This is a genomic window from Candidatus Mycalebacterium sp., from assembly GCF_977828045.1.
On sequence record NZ_CDWCUL010000009.1, the window covers coordinates 1 to 16,711 of the forward strand.

At 51.6% G+C, this 16,711-nt stretch carries 15 protein-coding genes and 2 tRNA genes; 8 read left to right on the plus strand and 9 right to left on the minus strand.

What is annotated here, in order from left to right; translation table 11 throughout:
• Positions 1 to 254: 254 nt before the first annotated feature.
• The 8 genes from ACY430_RS01785 to ACY430_RS01820 all read right to left on the minus strand — a co-directional run bounded on the left by ACY430_RS01785 (position 255) and on the right by ACY430_RS01820 (position 9,288).
• Positions 255 to 653: a YraN family protein gene (locus ACY430_RS01785; protein ID WP_462137196.1), complete on the minus strand. Its 399-nt coding sequence runs from the start codon at positions 651 to 653 to the stop codon at positions 255 to 257.
• Positions 640 to 3,231, minus strand: coding sequence for a DNA mismatch repair protein MutS (gene mutS / locus ACY430_RS01790; RefSeq protein ID WP_462137197.1), 2,592 nt, complete (start codon positions 3,229 to 3,231; stop codon positions 640 to 642). The genes ACY430_RS01785 and mutS overlap by 14 nt, the downstream gene beginning before the upstream one ends.
• A 46-nt stretch (positions 3,232 to 3,277) precedes the next feature.
• Positions 3,278 to 3,901, minus strand: coding sequence for a HupE/UreJ family protein (locus ACY430_RS01795; RefSeq protein ID WP_462137198.1), 624 nt, complete (start codon positions 3,899 to 3,901; stop codon positions 3,278 to 3,280).
• 69 nt (positions 3,902 to 3,970) lie between these two features.
• Positions 3,971 to 4,044, minus strand: a tRNA-Ala gene (locus tag ACY430_RS01800).
• Between the two features lie 43 nt (positions 4,045 to 4,087).
• Positions 4,088 to 5,311 carry a hemolysin family protein gene (locus tag ACY430_RS01805; protein ID WP_462137199.1) on the minus strand — a complete coding sequence of 408 codons (1,224 nt, stop codon included), beginning with the start codon at positions 5,309 to 5,311 and terminating at the stop codon, positions 4,088 to 4,090.
• Complete coding sequence (locus ACY430_RS01810) at positions 5,301 to 6,662, minus strand: hemolysin family protein (protein WP_462137200.1); 1,362 nt, start codon at positions 6,660 to 6,662, stop codon at positions 5,301 to 5,303. Before ACY430_RS01810 ends, ACY430_RS01805 begins: the two co-directional genes overlap by 11 nt.
• Positions 6,655 to 7,710, minus strand: a complete 1,056-nt coding sequence (thiL, locus tag ACY430_RS01815; RefSeq protein ID WP_462137201.1) for a thiamine-phosphate kinase — start codon at positions 7,708 to 7,710, stop codon at positions 6,655 to 6,657. Before thiL ends, ACY430_RS01810 begins: the two co-directional genes overlap by 8 nt.
• Before the next feature lie 48 nt (positions 7,711 to 7,758).
• Positions 7,759 to 9,288: a YifB family Mg chelatase-like AAA ATPase gene (locus ACY430_RS01820; protein WP_462137202.1), complete on the minus strand. Its 1,530-nt coding sequence runs from the start codon at positions 9,286 to 9,288 to the stop codon at positions 7,759 to 7,761.
• A gap of 122 nt (positions 9,289 to 9,410) precedes the next feature.
• On the opposite strand from ACY430_RS01820, the gene dnaA reads away from it, so the two are divergent.
• The 8 genes from dnaA to msrB all read left to right on the plus strand — a co-directional run bounded on the left by dnaA (position 9,411) and on the right by msrB (position 16,601).
• Entirely contained in the window at positions 9,411 to 10,823 is a 1,413-nt protein-coding gene (gene dnaA, locus ACY430_RS01825) for a chromosomal replication initiator protein DnaA (protein ID WP_462137203.1), read from the plus strand.
• 289 nt (positions 10,824 to 11,112) lie between these two features.
• Positions 11,113 to 12,228 (plus strand): DNA polymerase III subunit beta, encoded by a 1,116-nt coding sequence (gene dnaN / locus ACY430_RS01830; protein WP_462137204.1) that lies wholly within the window; start codon positions 11,113 to 11,115, stop codon positions 12,226 to 12,228.
• Positions 12,229 to 12,234: 6 nt separating this feature from the next.
• On the plus strand, positions 12,235 to 13,002 hold the full coding sequence (locus ACY430_RS01835; protein WP_462137205.1) for a double zinc ribbon domain-containing protein: 768 nt from the start codon (positions 12,235 to 12,237) through the stop codon (positions 13,000 to 13,002).
• Positions 13,003 to 13,096: 94 nt separating this feature from the next.
• Positions 13,097 to 14,221, plus strand: a complete 1,125-nt coding sequence (gene pheA, locus ACY430_RS01840; protein WP_462137206.1) for a prephenate dehydratase — start codon at positions 13,097 to 13,099, stop codon at positions 14,219 to 14,221.
• A complete protein-coding gene (locus ACY430_RS01845) occupies positions 14,221 to 14,376 on the plus strand; it encodes a hypothetical protein (protein ID WP_462137207.1) in 156 nt (51 codons plus the stop codon). The genes pheA and ACY430_RS01845 overlap by 1 nt, the downstream gene beginning before the upstream one ends.
• Positions 14,358 to 15,308, plus strand: coding sequence for a histidinol-phosphate transaminase (gene hisC / locus ACY430_RS01850; RefSeq protein ID WP_462137208.1), 951 nt, complete (start codon positions 14,358 to 14,360; stop codon positions 15,306 to 15,308). The genes ACY430_RS01845 and hisC overlap by 19 nt, the downstream gene beginning before the upstream one ends.
• Entirely contained in the window at positions 15,305 to 16,162 is an 858-nt protein-coding gene (locus ACY430_RS01855; RefSeq protein WP_462137209.1) for a prephenate dehydrogenase, read from the plus strand. The genes hisC and ACY430_RS01855 overlap by 4 nt, the downstream gene beginning before the upstream one ends.
• Before the next feature lie 31 nt (positions 16,163 to 16,193).
• Positions 16,194 to 16,601, plus strand: coding sequence for a peptide-methionine (R)-S-oxide reductase MsrB (gene msrB / locus ACY430_RS01860; protein WP_462137210.1), 408 nt, complete (start codon positions 16,194 to 16,196; stop codon positions 16,599 to 16,601).
• A gap of 24 nt (positions 16,602 to 16,625) precedes the next feature.
• Here msrB and ACY430_RS01865 read toward each other — a convergent pair.
• Positions 16,626 to 16,697, minus strand: a tRNA-Met gene (locus ACY430_RS01865).
• Between the last annotated feature and the right edge of the window lie 14 nt (positions 16,698 to 16,711).

Below are 16,711 nucleotides of genomic sequence, written 5' to 3' on the forward strand. Positions count from 1 at the left end.
AAAAGAACATACGGGCGTATCCAACATGGGAAATAAACGGCTCCTTTTACAGGGGGGCAAAGACGCTTGAACAGCTTTCCGAGATGTCGGGATACAAAAACAAGCGGGAATAAAACGGCGGGACAGAAAAGGAAAAGCCGCGCGATACCCGCGCGGCTTTTCCTAAATCAGGAGGAGGAGAAGTTAAGGAAACACCCTAACTTACATCCATATAGTAAAGACCCTCCGGTTAAATGTCAAGGACTTTTTAGACCCTAAAATTCCGCCTCAAAAGCCCCTTCCAGAAGTTTCACACCGCCTTTTGAAAGATCCACCGCGACAACGTCAAAACGCATCGGTTTTGATTCAACGCGATTTTTTTTGATGTATTCGGACGCGGCAATTGTAATCTTTTTTCTCTTTCGCCGGTCAACAAACTCTTCGGGAAATCCGTGTGCGAAGTTTGAGCGCGACTTGACTTCAACAAAGCACAAAGTGCCGCCGTCAGAGCAAACAATGTCTATTTCCCCCCGTCTGCACCGGAAGTTTCTTTCAAGAATTAAAAACCCTTTTTCTTTGAGAAAATCGGCCGCCATCTGCTCGCCACGGTCGGTCTTCGCGGGTTTCTTCACAAGCCGCGTTGCCGCGCGCGCTATTTCGTCAATAAGTTTCAAGTTTCTTTTTCAATTCCTCAATGGTCTTTATCGCTTCGGAGGGCGTGAGGTTCATCGTGTCTATGCGGGAGAGGTCTTCGGCGATGGAACCGAGTGCGTCCTTTTCAGCGGGCGGTTCGGGCTCAAGATTGGGAAAAAGCGTCATCTGCTCCGCGCCCATAAGTTCGGTCATTTTTGAGCGCATGCCTTCAAGCGAGGAAAGTATTTTACGTGCGGAAGCGAGAACCGGTTCCGGAACGCCCGCGAGCGCGGCAACCTGAATTCCATAACTGTGGCTTGATGAACCGGGGACGAGTTTTTTGAGAAAAACAATCTCCCCTCCGCTTTTCTTGACCGCGACATTGTAGTTTTTGACGCCCGGATTTGATGCGGAGAGGCTGGCGAGTTCGTGATAGTGCGTGGCGAAAAGAGACCTCGCGCCGATTTTATGCAGATGCTCGGCGACCGCCCACGCGATGCTCATTCCGTCAAAGGTGCCCGTGCCGCGTCCGATTTCATCTAAAATCACAAGACTGCGCGGGGTGCAGTTTCGCATTATGTAGGCGGTTTCAACCATCTCCGACATAAAGGTTGAAAGCCCTCTGGCAAGATTGTCGGATGCGCCCACGCGGGTGAAAATTTTGTCCGTAATTCCCACAACCGCTTTTGAACACGGAACAAAACTTCCTATTTGAGCCATCAAAACTGTGAGCGCGACCTGTCTTATGAGGGTGGATTTTCCCGCCATGTTGGGTCCGGTGATAAGCAGAAATCTGTTTTCACCGTCATCCATTTTGACATCGTTCGCGACAAATGCGGACGGCCCCTGTATCTGCTCCACAACCGGATGCCGTCCGCCCGTAATATCTATTCCGCCGCCGCCGTTTATGACGGGCCTTGTATATCCGTTGCGCACGGCGGCTTCACAAAAACACGACAGCACATCAAAAACGGCAATCAGCCGCGCACTCTCTCTGACTTTGTCTGCGACCGACGAGACCTCGCGCCTCAAATTTTCAAATATCTCTCTTTCAAGGCGCAGCATCTCGTCTTCGGCGGTTTTGATTTTTTCCTCCCATTCGGAAAGTTCGGGGGTTGTGAATCTTTCGCCGGAGGAAAGCGTCTGTTTTCTGACGTATTCGGGCGGAACCTTGTCAATGTTTGTTTTTTTAACTTCAACATAGTAGCCGAACACTCTGTTGTATCCGACCTTCAAAGAGGAAATTCCGGTTTTTTCCCTCTGCTGCTGCTCAAAGCGCGATATCCAGTTTCTGCCTTCCTGCCGCAGACGCCTGAATTCGTCAAGGGCGGGATCGCACCCGTCTTTTATGACTCCGCCTTCGGCAAAGGTGGCGGGCGGCTCATCGGAAATTGTTGCGGTTATGCGCCCGGTTACGGAGTCAAACCCGTCTATTCCTTCCGCGGCGCGGGAAAGAAGCGGCGCGGACGCGCGCGGCACAATCCGCTTCAACTCCGCCGCCCGCAAAAGCGAATCCTTTAGCGCGGTCATGTCTCTGGGCCTTGAAGACGGTGTTGAGATTCTGCCAATTAGCCGCTCAATGTCGTTCACACCTTTGAGTTCGGTTCGGATTGAATCCGTTAAATCAGGGTCGGCGCAAAGGTTTTCAACCGCGTCAAGGCGGCTTTCAATTTCGCCGGTTTGCGTGAGCGGGTAGTCAATCCATTTTCTCAAAAGCCGCCCGCCCATCGGGGTCAGCGTAAAGTCAATGGTTTTGATGAGCGTGGGTCCGTTTTCGGAAGTCATGGACTTCACGAGTTCAAGGTTTTTTCTTGTGGATTCGTCAATCTGAACGCAGGAGGACAAGCCGTATAAAACCGGCAGTTTTATCGCCGGCATATAATCCATCTGGGTTTCGCGCATGTATTCAAGCAACGCGGAGCAGGCAAGGGCCGCTCCTGAGGTTTCGTCAAATCCGCACGCCATGAGAGACGAAACCCCGAAGTGTTTCATAACCGTTGAGCCCGGCTCGCTTGAAACAAACAGGTCCTGCCTGACGGTGAAAAGCGGGTTCCATGAAACATCCGGCTCTGCGGCGCACAAGCCGTTTTCCGCCGCAATGACGACTTCCGACGGCATAAGTTTGAGAAGTTCCGAGCGGGCTTCGGCTTCGGTTTCGAGCGAGCAGACGGCGAAATCCCCGGTTGAAATATCGCAGTGCGCCAGATGATAGCCCGAAGAGTCCGAACCCAATGACGCTATGTAGTTGTTTGTTTTTGAATCAAGGCTTTCATCGCCCATAAGTGTGCCCGGAGTGAGAACTTTGACGACCCGCCTTTTCACAAGTTTGCCGGATTTGCTGTCTTCAACCTGCTCGCATATGGCGACTTTGAGCCCGAATTCAAGCAGTTTTGACACATATCCCTCCGCGCTGTGAAACGGAACGCCGCAGAAGGGAATGGGCGAGTCGGATTTTTTGTTACGCGCAGTGAGGGTTATACCGAGAATTTCCGAAGCGGAAACAGCATCCTCAAAAAACATCTCGTAAAAATCGCCGAGCCGAAAAAAAAGTATGGAGTCATTGTGGCGGCTTTTGATGCTTTTATACTGTTCAAGCATTGGTGTGCTTGAGTCGTTCATAGAAGGGAAATTATATTGAAATTACCACCTTTATCAAAAAGCGGCTCTAGAGAGGGACCGAAGCGATTGAAATGACCGCGCCCGTAACGAATAGAACAAACCCGGCGGCTTTTGAAAATCCGGTTCGCGGGATGCGGAAAGAATGGGAAAGTTTCGGGAATAAAAACGCCATGGCGGCAACAAGCGCGGTTTGAACAACCGCGAGACCGATGAGGTAGAAAACAAGCGGGGATGTTTCAGAGCCGACTATCCCGCCGCCGTAGGCGTAGCCGTGAAACAACCCGAAAACGGCGCAAAGAACGGCGGCAAACGAGTTTGAAACCGCGCCCGTGAAAATGGCAACCCCCGCGAGCGCAACTGACACGGCGACCGCAGTTTCATAAAACGGAATCTCAAAGCCGTTCCCAGACAGAAACAGGTGTGCGAAAACGCCCGCTATGGTGGCCGGGACAAAAGCCAAAAGCGCCTTTTTGCTTCCGAAGCATATGGCACAAAAAACCGCGACCGCGGCAAGAAGCGCAAGGTGGTCAAGCCCGAGCGCGGGGTGTGCAACGCCCGAAAGCAAGCCCTGATACCAATGTGTAAGAACCGCGCCTTCCCACGGGTGATGCGCGAAAACATTTGAGGTGCCGAGTGAAAAAAATGTCGCTAAAAGCAAGAAGATTCTCATTTAAAATCCGCCTGAAACAGACCCTGATTCTATACGCGCGGATTGTGAAAATCAAACTCTTTTGCTTAATGGAGATGAGGGGAATCGAACCCCCGACCTCTGCCTTGCGAAGGCAGCGCTCTCCCAGACTGAGCTACATCCCCGTTACAAAAATCAACGCAATTATTATATGGAAAACCGCCAATATCAACCCGTTGTTACAACTTTCACCCGCTGGATTGAGCGCGGAGTGGACGACTCAACCGTGAAAATCGCCCCGCTTGACTCAACTGTTTCACCGCGCGCGGGTATGCGCCCGAATTTGAAAAGCAGAAAGCCGCCGAGCGTTTCGTAGTTTTTGCTCTCCGGTATGCGCGTGCCGAGGTCTTCGTTGACGCGCTCAATGCTGATATGCGGAAAAACCAGGTATTCGTGCGTGCCCGTCCGCGTCCAGAGGTTTTTGCCCTTGTCGTGCTCGTCCTCTATCTCGCCCACTATCTCTTCAAGTATGTCTTCCAGAGTTACGATTCCGACCGCGCCTCCGTATTCGTCAACAACAATTGCCATTGAGGCGCCCGCCTTCATCTCTTCAAGGAGATCGTTGATGGGCCTGCGTCCCGGAACATAAAAAGCCGGACTCGCATATTGCCCGACGGGTTTTTGAGAGCCGTTCTCATCGCCGCCCAGAAGAAAGAACGAGTGAAGAACGCCGGTTATTTTGTCCACCCTGCCGCTGTAAATTGGTATCCTCGTGTATCCCGTTTCCCTGACCACCTCCGCGGCTTTGGACAGGGTCGCGGACTCGGAAAGAACTTTCACCGAAGAGAGCGGAACCATAACATCGGAGACCCTGACCTCGGAGAATGAAAACACCCTGCTGAGCATCCGCCGTTTGCCTGAATCCGTGCCTCCCCGCGCGTGGGCTTTGATGGCGTCCATAATCTCCTCCCTTGTAATTGAAGAGCGGTGCCCGGCAAAGCGCAGGGCTTGACGCGTGAAAAAATTGACAACCCATGTGAGCGGATAGAACAGCCGCGTTGCCACCCACAGGGGATATATCGCCCACAGAATCATTGAGTCGCTGCTTCTGCGGAAGATTGATTTTGGAACCACCTGCCCAAAAACCACCACAAGAGGGGAAAGTATCGCGACCGCATAAAACTCTCCGGCGCCGAAACGGCTTTCCATATAAAAGGTCAAAAGTATGGTGCTCGTTATAAGCGAAAGGTTTATTCCCGCAAGCGTTGTTCCGAGAAATCTCTCCACTTCGGAATGGGATTCAAGCACAAGGCGCGCCGAGCGCGAACCTCTGCCGCTGAGCATTCTTATACGTATTTTGTCGCACGATATGAGGGCGATTTCCGAGCCCGCGAAAAATGCCTGAATAACAAGGCATAAAACAACCGCCGCTATTGTGGTTTCAAGACTCATCTTTTTCTTCCTCCGCGCCGGAGTGCGTGCTGCGTGCCTCAACCGTTACTTCGCTGATTCTCTTTCCCGATATTTTCGTAACCGTGAACTCAAGACTTCCGTGCGATATGCTCTGCCCTTCGGACGGAAGCGCGCCGAATTTGCTGAAAACAAAACCGGCGAGCGTCTCGCCTTCGCTCGCACTCTGCGGAATCGCGGAATCGCAAAGGGCTTGCGAAAAATGCTCAATTCCAACGAACTTAATGAGCGGGAAAAGCATAATGTCATTGAATTCGTCAACTCTGTAACTGCCCGGCACAATCAGTTTTCCCCCGTCCCATTCCGTCGCGGGCTGGTCTCTGCCAACGCTCCTTTCGTCCTCTATTTCGCCGACAATCTCCTCAAGGATGTCCTCCATCGTTACAAGCCCGTCAAACCTGCCGTATTCGTCAACCACGATTGCCATGTGAATTCTGCGCCGCCGGAATTCCCTGAAAAGATCAAACGCGTCTTTGCTTCCGGGTATGAAGTAGGGGGGGTGGAGATGGTTTTTCAGAGAATCGCCGTCCGGAGATTTGAGCAAAAGGTCTTTGGCGAAGATAACGCCCGTGATGTCGTTTTTGTCGTCCGAATAAAGCGGAATTCTTGAATATCCCGCCTTTTTGATTTCATAGACAACCTGCTCAACGGAGAGCGAATCGCTGAGGGTCAGGCAGTTCACATTGGGCGTCATTATCTGGCGCGCCGAAGTGTCGCGCAGACGGAAAAGACGGTCTGCGAGGCGGCTCTCAATCTCGTTCACAACTCCCTCCTCCCTGCCCATCAGCACAAGGGTTTCTATGTCCTCCTCGCTGAATTCCTGAGCCAGCCCCTCGGTCGCCTCGCCGTCTCCGTCTCTGTGCGGAATGAAAATCTTTGAAAACTTTATTATGAGCCAGCGCAGGGGGGTTATGGCGTTGTGAAAGTCATTGAGCGGCCGCGCGACCGCTTTGGCGATGGGAGAAGGAAAGCGCACGGCAAGGGTTTTGGGAACCGTCTCGCCAAATATTAAAAGAAGCGGAGAAGCGACCGCAAGCGACACAAAGGTTACCGTTTCGGTTGAGAACGAGCTCATCAGACTCGCGACCATAATGGCAACCACGGCCGAATACGCGATGTTCACCGCCTCGTCCGCGAAAAGAACCGTAACGATGAGGTCTCCGGGTTTTTTGAGAAGACTCTCTATGAGTTCGGCTTTTCCTCCGCCCTCATTTTTTATTCTCTCTCTCTGGTGTCTTCCGAGCGAAAAAAGCGCGCCCTCGGAGAAACAGAAAAACGCCGAAGCGCCCAGAAGCGCGATGGCTATCAGTATGCCTATCAGAATCTCACCCATTTTTCTTGTTGTGGACGTAGCCGCCCGGACCGAACTCCGAAGCGGGAATTTCCGTTTCTCCGTCAAAAACGCGTAAAGACCCGCCGCCGTCCACGCTCCCTATTTGCGTTATATCCACTCCGGTTTTCTTTGAAACGCCCGCGATTTCATCCGCGCGGCCTGCTGATGCGGCGAACACAAGTTCGTAGTCGCCCCCTGTGGTCGCGGCCTCGCGCGCGCCTCCGGCCGATGCCGGGTGGACGGGAATCTTTTCAAGTGACAGGCGCGCTCCGCAACCGGACAGCGAAACCACCCGCCCCAAATCGGCGATAAGCCCGTCGCTTATATCCGTCATCGCCGATGCCAGACCGGCAAGCGCCAGACCCGTGTCTATTCTCGGAGAGGGAAAACGGAACCACTCAAGAACCCCGCGCTCGCCCGTGGCGGAGTGAGCGCCGGTTGTGAGACCGTCAAGAATTTTCACCGCCGCGTCCGCGCCGCCAAGCCGCCCCGTAACGAAAACGGCGTCTCCGCTTTTCACGCCCCTGTTGCGCACGAACCTGCGCCCCGAGGTTTCGCCGCTGACTTTTATGTCAAGAAACATAAAGGGCGCGGACGATGTGTTGCCGCCCGCGACCGCCGCGCCGACCTCTTCGCAGGCGTTCTCAACGCCTTGCAAAAGCTCATCAACGGCTTTGGAATCGGTACCGTGAGTTATCCCCGCGCTCACGAGAACCGATCTCGGAGACGCGCCCATCGCCGCAATGTCGCTCGCGGCGCACAAAATCGCTCTTGAACCAACCGCGCGGGCGCCGAATTCGGGCAACGCAAGCCACTGTTTTCTGAAATGAACGCCCTCAACCACGCAGTCGCAACTGTCCACAACAAACTCGTCCGCGCCGCAGTCAATCACGGCGGCGTCATCGCCGGGACCCACAACAAAGCGCCCGCCGGGCTCTTCTGAGGCGAACCGCTCCAGCGCCCGGGAGACAATAAACTCCTCATCCGCAGGAATGGTTTTTTCGTGTGGAGAATCAGTATCGTCCGAAGGATCAGTGTCTTCGCTCATTTTCGCGTGAAAATTGTTTCAGAACGGGCGCGGTTTGTCAATCGGGCGCTAATGAAAATACCTGTCAAGACGCCTGTATTGCACCGCTTCGGCAACGTGTTCGGGCATGATGACGGCGGAGCCCTCAAGGTCCGCTATTGTCCGCGAGACCTTGATTATTCTGTCATACGCGCGCGCCGAAAGCCCCAGTTTTTCTACGGCTCCTCCAAGAATTTTTTTTGACGAATCGCAAAGCGGGGCGAATTTTTTCAGCATCTCGGGTGACATCTGAGAATTGGAGAAAACGCCCGCGCCGCCGAACCTTTCGTTCTGGATCTTTCTCGCGGAATTGACTCTTTCTTTCACGGCGGCGGACCTCTCGGCGGTGTTTTCATCCGAAAGTTCGCGGTATTTAAGGGCGGGAACCTCTATGTTCATGTCAAACCTGTCAAGAACGGGTCCCGATAACTTTGCCCGGTATTTTCTTATTTGTTCGGGACGGCAGGAGCACGGCTTTGCGGCATCGCCCAGATACCCGCACTGGCAGGGATTCATCGCGCCGACAAGCATAAACTTCGCCGGATAGGTAAGCGTTGTAGCGGCGCGGGATATGACCACTTCGCCGTCTTCAAGCGGCTGGCGCATCGCCTCAATCACGGTTCTTTTGAACTCCGGCATCTCGTCAAGAAACAAAACACCGTTGTGAGCGAGACTGATCTCGCCGGGGCGCGGAACAGAGCCACCGCCTATGAGACCCGCGTCGCTTACGGTGTGGTGAGGGGAGCGGAACGGACGCTCGGTGACGAAGGGCTGATTATCTTTAAGGAAGCCGGAAACGGAGTAGATTTTAGAGGTTTCCATGGCTTCGGAGAAATGCATGTCGGGAAGGATTGTGGGAATCCTGCGGGCAAGAAGGGTTTTGCCCGAACCCGGCGGACCGACCATGAGAATGTTGTGCGCGCCGCTCGCGGCTATCTCAATCGCCCGCTTCGCCTGATACTGACCCTTGACCTCACTTAAATCAACGCCGTATTGCGCTTTTGAGGAGAGCGCTTCCGCATCAAAGATTTGCGGCGGGATTTCATTCTTTCCGTCAATATGCCCCACAAGTTGGGCGAGTGTTTCCACGGCGATGACCTCCAAACCGGAAACAAGCGAGGCTTCAACGGCATTGGCTTTGGGAACTATGATTCCCTTGAGCCCTTTCTCTTTCGCGCAAACCGCCATGGGTAAAACCCCTCCGACTTTTTTCACTCTGCCGTCAAGCGAGAGTTCGCCCATTATGAGAAAGTCTTTCAGTTTCACGCCCGGCACGATGAGACCCGCAGACGCCAGAATTCCAACCGATATGGGCAGGTCAAATGAAGACCCCTCCTTTCTGATGTTGGCGGGAGCGAGGTTTACCGTGATTCTTCGCGGGGGGATTTTGAAGCCGCTGTTTTTTATAGCTGAGCGCACCCGCTCTTTGCTTTCCCTCACGGCTCCTTCCGGCAACCCGACTGTTGTAAAAACGGGTAGCCCGGCGCTCATGTCAACCTCAACTTCCACTACATAACCGTCCACACCGAGCACGGCGCAACTCTGAATGTTTGAAGTCATAGAGTGCTATCTTACAACAAAACAAAGGGGTTTGAAGAAGTTGTTTGACAGAAGGGGTTTTTACTGTTTAGAGTGAAATTGGCTGTAGTAGTGGTGAGGGTCCCGTTCTGATGAGTGTGTAGGTGGCGGAGATTTCCTTGTCATCGGGTGTTATGCAAAGAGAAGATTTTAGTCAAATCTGGCAGGGTTTTCTGGGACATGTCAAACAGGGTGGTAATGTCTCCCAGGATGTTCTTGAACTGTTTTCCAATTCGCAAATATCGGGTTTTGATGAGAGTGAAGGTGTTGTTGAGATCATGCCTTCCGACAATATGGGAATGCACTGTCTTACAAATAACGTCGGGAGTTCGCTGGCCGAGGTTTCCGACTATTTCACCAAGTTTTACGGAATAAAAAGGGTTGAGGTAAAAAATCCGGAGGGCGAGAGGGCTGAAGAGGTTTTGATACCGCCCGAAAAAAATGTGAGGAGAGAGGTCTCTTTCGGCTACCTGAACTCAAAATACAGTTTCAACAATTTCGTTGTGGGTGAAAGCAATGAGTTCGCTTTTGTCGCCGGAACAACCGCGGCAAAACAGCCGGGGCGTCACAACCCGTTGTTTATCAGGGGGGCTTCCGGGCTTGGAAAAACACACCTTATGAACGCCATAGGCAATGAGTTTGCCGCAAGAAACCCAAACCTGAAGATCTGCTGCCTTTCATCGGAAGAATTCACAAACATAGTCATCCAATACATAGCGAAAAGAAGGATGTCCGAGTTGCAGGTAAAACTCAGGCAGGGATGCGACCTGTTGATGATTGACGATATACAGTTTCTTGAGGGCAAGGAAAATGTTTTGAATGAATTTTTCCACACCTTCAACACCCTCCACGAAAACGGAAAGCAGATAGTTGTAACAAGCGATAAAGAGCCGGGACTGTTGGGTTTTGTGGAGAGGATAAAATCGAGGTTTATGTGGGGGCTTATAGCGGACATAAGGCCTCCCGACATAGAAACGCGGGCCGCCATAATCAAGAGAAAAGCCGAGGCGCGAAAAACTGAGATTCCACCCGGGGTGGTTGAGACAATATCCGAGAAGGTAAAAGGAAACGTCAGAGAGCTCGAGGGGGTTCTTGAGAAATTGATATTAATGGCTCAAATTAAAGGCACCACCATAGACATAAGAATGGCCCATATTGTGCTCAACGAGACCCTCCCCGCCAGAGTTGGAATGAACGGCGCATACGGGCGGCATCAAAGGACTGAGGGAGATCTTTCCATTGAATTTATTAAAGAGATTGTTGAGGGGGTTTTTGGTCTTGAAAAAGGGGATCTTGTTTCACCCAACAGAGCAAGGGCGGTTGTGTTCCCACGGCAACTCACAATGTATTTAATAAGAAAGCATTTAGACGCTCAGTATGCGTTGATAGGAAAAGAGTTCAACAGAGATCACTCAACCGTCATACATGCGGTGACTAAAATAGAAGAGAGCATCAAACAAAACGATGAACTCACCAAAAAAGCCATTGAAGAGATAGAAGACAGGTTTAGAATTTAATCCACAAACTGTGTGGAAAACCATGTGGAAAGAATGTTTACAGGTTTGTGGAAAGGTGGAAAAAACGCGCTTCCAAACTTTTTATCCACAATTAATATGGATAAAAAACAACCCCTCAACACAGTTTTCAATAAACATTCCACATGGAAAATTCTTTTATGTATAAGGGGTTGCAAAAACATCCCAAGGGTTTTCCACTAATCAACACCCCCTACTACTACGACTACTAATATTTATGTATAATATAAGACAATAATAGAAGAGACCCCGTAAACAAGGTGGAAAACAATTGAAAATAAAATTCAAAAGGCAACCCCTGCTCAACAAACTGCAGTTGGTCGCAGGACTTACAGAATCCGAATCCCCGAACGAAATACTGCAGAACATACTTTTGAGAAGTTTTGGAAAGAAAAAAGAGTGTTTTGTTGCGGCCACAGATATTGAATCAACAATAGTCAGCTACTTCAGCCCGGAAGACACTCCCGAAGCGGATTTTGACATCCTTGTTCCGGCGCGCAAATTTCTTGAAATAATAAGGAGTATGGAGGACGATGAGGTGGTCGTCAGTGTCCACAAAAATAACTGGATGGAGATAACAACCTCATCCGGGGTTTTTAAATTTCCTTTTCTTCCCGGAAAAAACTTTCCAAAAATTCCCATTGCTTCAACACAAGCGGTTTTCTCTATTTCCTCTCAAACCGTATCGACCATACTTCCGTCGGTTTTAAGTTTTGCCGCGGATGACTCTTTAAGGCGCAACCTTAACGGTGTCTTTTTTGAGAAAATTAACGGAAAGATCAGACTTGTCGCCACCGACAGCCACCGACTTGCCTATTTTCAAAAAGAGATCGTTGGCGCGGGTGATTTTGAAAAATTTATATTGTCAAAAAAAGCGCTTGGTGAAGTGGTGAAAACAATCAAGGATTCCGAATCAGATTCTGAAACATCTTTCTTTTTTGAGAACAAGATGGTTTTTTGCACCACGGGAGAAACAACGGTAATTTCAAATCCCATAGACTCCCCGTTTCCTGAATACGAAAGGGTTGTGCCGGATTTTTCCGCTCTGGAACCCGCGGTTGTTGACAAAAACACCATGCTTTCCGCCGTGAAAAGGGTAAGTATTTTTTCTGAAAAGTCCGGAAGGGTGGATATCAACCTCGCCCCGTCCACACTCTCCGTTTCAAGCGGGGATACGGATGAAGGAGAGGCGGTTGACAGGGTTTCGGTTAAGTTCGGGGGAGATGAAATAAAAGCGTCTTTCAACCCTCAATTCCTTATCGACTCTCTGAACTTTCTTGACGGCGAAGAGGTTGATTTTCGTTCCGGGGACGGAACCACCCCGGGGGTGTTGACCCTTAACGGCTCCGCGGATTTTGTTTGTATATTGATGCCGGTAGTTTCCTAATAATTTATGGGGTTCACACGGGATCTTTCCGGTTTTATTCTCTCTTTGCTGTTTCCCAAATCGTGCGTTGTTTGCGACTCCGTTTTTCCACAAAACCTCAAGGCTGAAGCTGAAAGTGCGCCGGATTTAAGCGGTTTTCTCTGCCCCGCGTGCGCGGAAGGTTTCGTTTTTCTCTCCCCGCCGGACATATGCTCGCTTTGCGGCAACCCGCTTGCGGAAAACCACAGCAAGTCCCTGTGCGGTTCCTGCGTAGCCTCACAAAGGCATTTTTCCATAGCCCGCTCAATTGTTCTGTTTTCCGGTCCCGCGGCGCGGGCGGCAAAAAATTTTAAATATGGCGGACGTTTCTCCCTGGGGCCCGTCTTCTCTTCACTTGTTGTTGATTTTTTCCCCTCAGACTTCGGTGATTTTGAGGTTGTTGTTCCCGTACCTCTTCATTTGAGGAGAATCAGGGAGAGGGAATTCAATCAGTCTGCGGTGATTTCTTCAAAAGTAACTTCCCGCCTCGGAAAAGAGCACGCACCTTTCGCCCTCCAAAGAGTGGTGGACACAACTTCACAGGCGTCCTTCTCAAAAAGCCGCGACAGAAAAGCGAATGTGCGCGGCACTTTCGCCATCACGGACGCCGGAAAAAAGGCGGTTGAAAACAAAAAGGTGCTGCTTTTTGATGACATCTTCACAACCGGCTCAACGGTTGATGAGTGCTCCACCGTACTTCTTTCAGGCGGCGCCGCCGAGGTTAAGGTGCTAACTGTTTTCAGAACCCCGGTTTAATATCCCGCCGGCGGCGGGCAAAAACATCTCTCTTGCCTCTTTTTGTCTCACCCCGCATACTAACGGGGTATAAACAAAGTTCAGCACTCCCAAAATGCCTACAAAAAGAGTCAGAAAAAGCGGTTCAAAAACACTTTCCGGACTCAGAGCCGGGATTGATTCCATTGACCGCAAAATAGTCGCCTCCATAAACGAAAGGGCGTCTGTGGCGTTTGAGGTGATGGAAGAGAAAAAGCGGCTGGCAAAAAGCGTTTACGATCCGGAGAGGGAGAGAGAGGTTGAAGAAAAAATTGTTCATCTCAACAAAGGGCCTCTGGCAGACGGAGACGCGCTTTCAATTTTCAGACAGATAATCCGCTCATGCAGAACCCTTCAATCACAAGGCAGGGTTTCCTACCTCGGTCCAAAAGGGAGTTTTTCACACCAGGCGGCTTCAAACATGTTCGGTTCCTCCTCTGAAATGGTTCCGCGCAAAACCATTGAGGAAGTTTTTGACAGCGTGGCAACCGGCTCGGTTGAGATGGGCGCGGTTCCGATAGAAAACTCAACCGAGGGCTCGGTGGGGCGGGTTCTTGAGATAATCGCCGAAAATGATTTTCACATAACCCGTGAGCACTACGAGAAAATAAGCCACCTTCTTTTGTCCAAAACCGGGAATTTGAAGGATTTGAAAAAAATCGCCTCACACCCGCAGGCTCTCGGACAGTGCAGAAAGTGGATTGCCTCCAGACTGCCGGCCGCGCGTCCGGTGGAAACTTCAAGCACCGCGGCAGCGGCCGTGATGGCGTCAAAAGACAAAACAGTTGGCGCAATTTCAAGCGCTCATTCCGCCTCCATATACAAACTGCGCATCGCCGCAAAAAGCGTGGAAGACACCCCGCTCAACGCCACGCGTTTTGTGGTTGTGGAAAAAACCGCAGACACGCAAAAACCGCGTGCCGGAAACAAAATATCCATAATGTTCGCCATCAAAGACAAGCCGGGCGCGTTGCATAAAACGCTCTTTTCCCCGCTCGCATCCGCCGGAGTCAACCTCACAAGAATAGAGTCCCGCCCGTCCGGTAAAAAGGCGTGGGAATACGTGTTCTTTGTTGATTTGGAGGGAAGTCTCGGCAAGCGGAAAACCGATAAACTTATAAGGGAAATTGAATCAGGAAGCTCCTCTTTCAAAGTGCTCGGATGCTATTTTTCGGGCGATGAGACCAGAGCGGACTCGTAATGATAACTCCGAAAGAAAACATAATGAGTCTTCCGGTCTATGTTCCGGGCAAAACCGCCGCGCAGGTTGAAAAGGAGATGGGAATAAAAGACGCCGTCAAAATGGCGTCAAACGAAAACCCTCTCGGCCCTCGTCCATGGCGATTGAGGCGGTGAACTCTTTTTCTTCTCAAATACACCTCTATCCCGACGGGGACTGCTCACGGCTCAAAGAGAGATTGTCCGCAAAACTCGGCGTCACGCCGCAGAACCTTGCAGTCGGCAACGGCTCAAACGAGGTGCTTGATTTAATTGCGAAGGTTTTTCTCGGTCCCGGCGATGAGGCGATTTACGGGGCTCACGGCTTTGTTGTTTATCCCATCGTTACCGCCGGCGCCGGCGCAAAAGGGATTGTTTCCCCTATGCCCGGTCTGAATCACGACCTTAAAGATTTCGTGCGGCGGATAACTCCTGAAACGAAGGTCATTTTTCTTGCCAATCCAAACAACCCGACCGGCACAATTTTTTCGCGCGCGGAATTTGAGGATTTTCTCGGCAAGGTTCCCGAACACGTGGCTATTGTGATTGACGAGGCGTATTTTGAGTATGTGGACGACCCGGAGTATCCCGACACACTTGGCTACCACTCGCAGAGGGAGGGGCTTATAACCGTCCGGACTTTCTCAAAAATCTACGGGCTTGCGGGAACCCGAATCGGCTACGCAATCGCGTCCGGGCGCGTGGCGGCTCTTTTGAACCGCGCCAAAGAGCCGTTCAATGTCAACTCTGTTTCGCAAGCAGCCGCGCTCGCAGCCCTTGAAGATTCCCGGCATTGCGCCGTTTCCCGCAAGGTGAACCTGGAAGGGCTTGAATATCTGCATTCCTCTCTTGACTCAATGGGCGTTGAGCGCACGGACTCAAAGGCAAACTTTGTTCTTGCGGGAGTCGGGAGCGACGCCGCGGGAATTTATGAAAAGTTGTTGCGCGAAGGGATTATAGTGCGGCCCGTTTCCGCTTACGGGCTTGAAAATCACATACGGGTTACGGTCGGCACGGCGGAGCATAACGCCGCTTTTATCAACGCTCTGGGTGAGGCAATGGGAAAATGAAAATCTCCGTTATAGGGCTGGGGCAAATAGGCGCGTCCCTGTGTGCGGCGCTGAAAGAAACGGGCGCGGCGGATGAAATTACGGGCGCGGACACAAACTCCGGCGCCGTTAGTTACTGCGTCTCCAAAGGTCTTATAGACCGCGGCTTTAAGGATGCGGCGGAAGTTCCGCCCGATACCGACATATGCGTTCTTGCCGTTCCGGTTGACCTCATGCGCGGCGCGGCGGCTGAGCTTTTTTCCACTCCGCGCCCCGGCACGGTGGTAACGGATGTTGGAAGCGTTAAAGAATCCGTTGCCAAAAGCGTTGAGAGTATTTTGCCGCCGGATGTGTTTTTTGTTCCGGCGCACCCGATTGCGGGAAGCGAAAAACAGGGTGCGGAGGGGCATCAAAAAAATATTTTCAAGGGAAACCCCGTGATAATCACCGGCGGCTCGGGAGACGCGTTGAGCAAGGTTGAGGATATGTGGAAAAAAACGGGTGCGAAGATTTTGAAAATGTCCGCCCGTGAGCACGACCGGATTTTCGCTTTCATAAGCCACCTTCCGCACGCCTGCGCGTATTCCCTATCTTCGGTCGCCGCGACCGCCCCGGCGGAGAGGACGGATGTTTTCTCCATTTCAGGAGGCGGATTGAAGGACACAACCAGAATAGCAATGAGCGATCCGGACCTGTGGGCGGGCATACTTATAGAGAACAGGGAGAACGTTCTTGAAGCGCTCGAAGGGTTTTCACGCTCAATTTCCGAAATCGCACGCTCGGTGAAAGCCGGAGATAAAAAAGAGCTCGCCCGGCTGCTTGAAAAGGGACGCGCGGCGAAAGATCTTTTCGTCAAAAACGACCGCAAGTTTTGACACTGCCGTGCGGTTTGTTACTGTTTTACCAATGACCGGAAAAATAAAGAAAACTGACAAGGAATGGAAATCCGAACTTACCGAAGAGCAGTTCCATGTCGCCCGGCAAAAGGGAACCGAAAAGCCCTTCACGGGAAAATTCAATGACCATAAAGAAAAAGGCCAGTATGTCTGCGTCTGTTGCGGACAGCCGCTTTTTAATTCGGATTCAAAGTTTGATTCCGGAACGGGATGGCCCAGTTTTGACAAGCCGATGGAGCAAGACAAGGTCAAAGCCGAACAGGACAGTTCTCTGGGAATGAGCCGGGTGGAGGTTATGTGCTCAAAGTGCGACGCTCATCTGGGGCATGTTTTTCCGGACGGCCCGTCCGAAACCACCGGAACAAGGTACTGCATTAACTCGGCGTCTCTGGATTTCAAGAAAAAGGATCAGGGTTAGCCCCCGAGTTTTTTAGAGATTGCATGGCGGCGGGAGGACTCGAACCTCCGACGGGGGCCTTATGAGAGCCCTGCTCTGCCTCTGAGCTACGCCGCCGATTTTGGCGAAGG

What these genes read in the sequence shown, in the direction of transcription:
- mutS (WP_462137197.1), bottom strand. Translation starts at nt 3,231, where the DNA reads ATGAACGACTCAAGCACACCAATGCTTGAACAGTATAAAAGCATCAAA.
- ACY430_RS01795 (WP_462137198.1), bottom strand. Translation starts at nt 3,901, where the DNA reads ATGAGAATCTTCTTGCTTTTAGCGACATTTTTTTCACTCGGCACCTCA.
- ACY430_RS01805 (WP_462137199.1), bottom strand. Translation starts at nt 5,311, where the DNA reads ATGAGTCTTGAAACCACAATAGCGGCGGTTGTTTTATGCCTTGTTATT.
- ACY430_RS01810 (WP_462137200.1), bottom strand. Translation starts at nt 6,662, where the DNA reads ATGGGTGAGATTCTGATAGGCATACTGATAGCCATCGCGCTTCTGGGC.
- thiL (WP_462137201.1), bottom strand. Translation starts at nt 7,710, where the DNA reads ATGAGCGAAGACACTGATCCTTCGGACGATACTGATTCTCCACACGAA.
- ACY430_RS01820 (WP_462137202.1), bottom strand. Translation starts at nt 9,288, where the DNA reads ATGACTTCAAACATTCAGAGTTGCGCCGTGCTCGGTGTGGACGGTTAT.
- ACY430_RS01835 (WP_462137205.1), top strand. Translation starts at nt 12,235, where the DNA reads ATGGGGTTCACACGGGATCTTTCCGGTTTTATTCTCTCTTTGCTGTTT.
- pheA (WP_462137206.1), top strand. Translation starts at nt 13,097, where the DNA reads ATGCCTACAAAAAGAGTCAGAAAAAGCGGTTCAAAAACACTTTCCGGA.
- ACY430_RS01845 (WP_462137207.1), top strand. Translation starts at nt 14,221, where the DNA reads ATGATAACTCCGAAAGAAAACATAATGAGTCTTCCGGTCTATGTTCCG.
- hisC (WP_462137208.1), top strand. Translation starts at nt 14,358, where the DNA reads ATGGCGATTGAGGCGGTGAACTCTTTTTCTTCTCAAATACACCTCTAT.
- ACY430_RS01855 (WP_462137209.1), top strand. Translation starts at nt 15,305, where the DNA reads ATGAAAATCTCCGTTATAGGGCTGGGGCAAATAGGCGCGTCCCTGTGT.
- msrB (WP_462137210.1), top strand. Translation starts at nt 16,194, where the DNA reads ATGACCGGAAAAATAAAGAAAACTGACAAGGAATGGAAATCCGAACTT.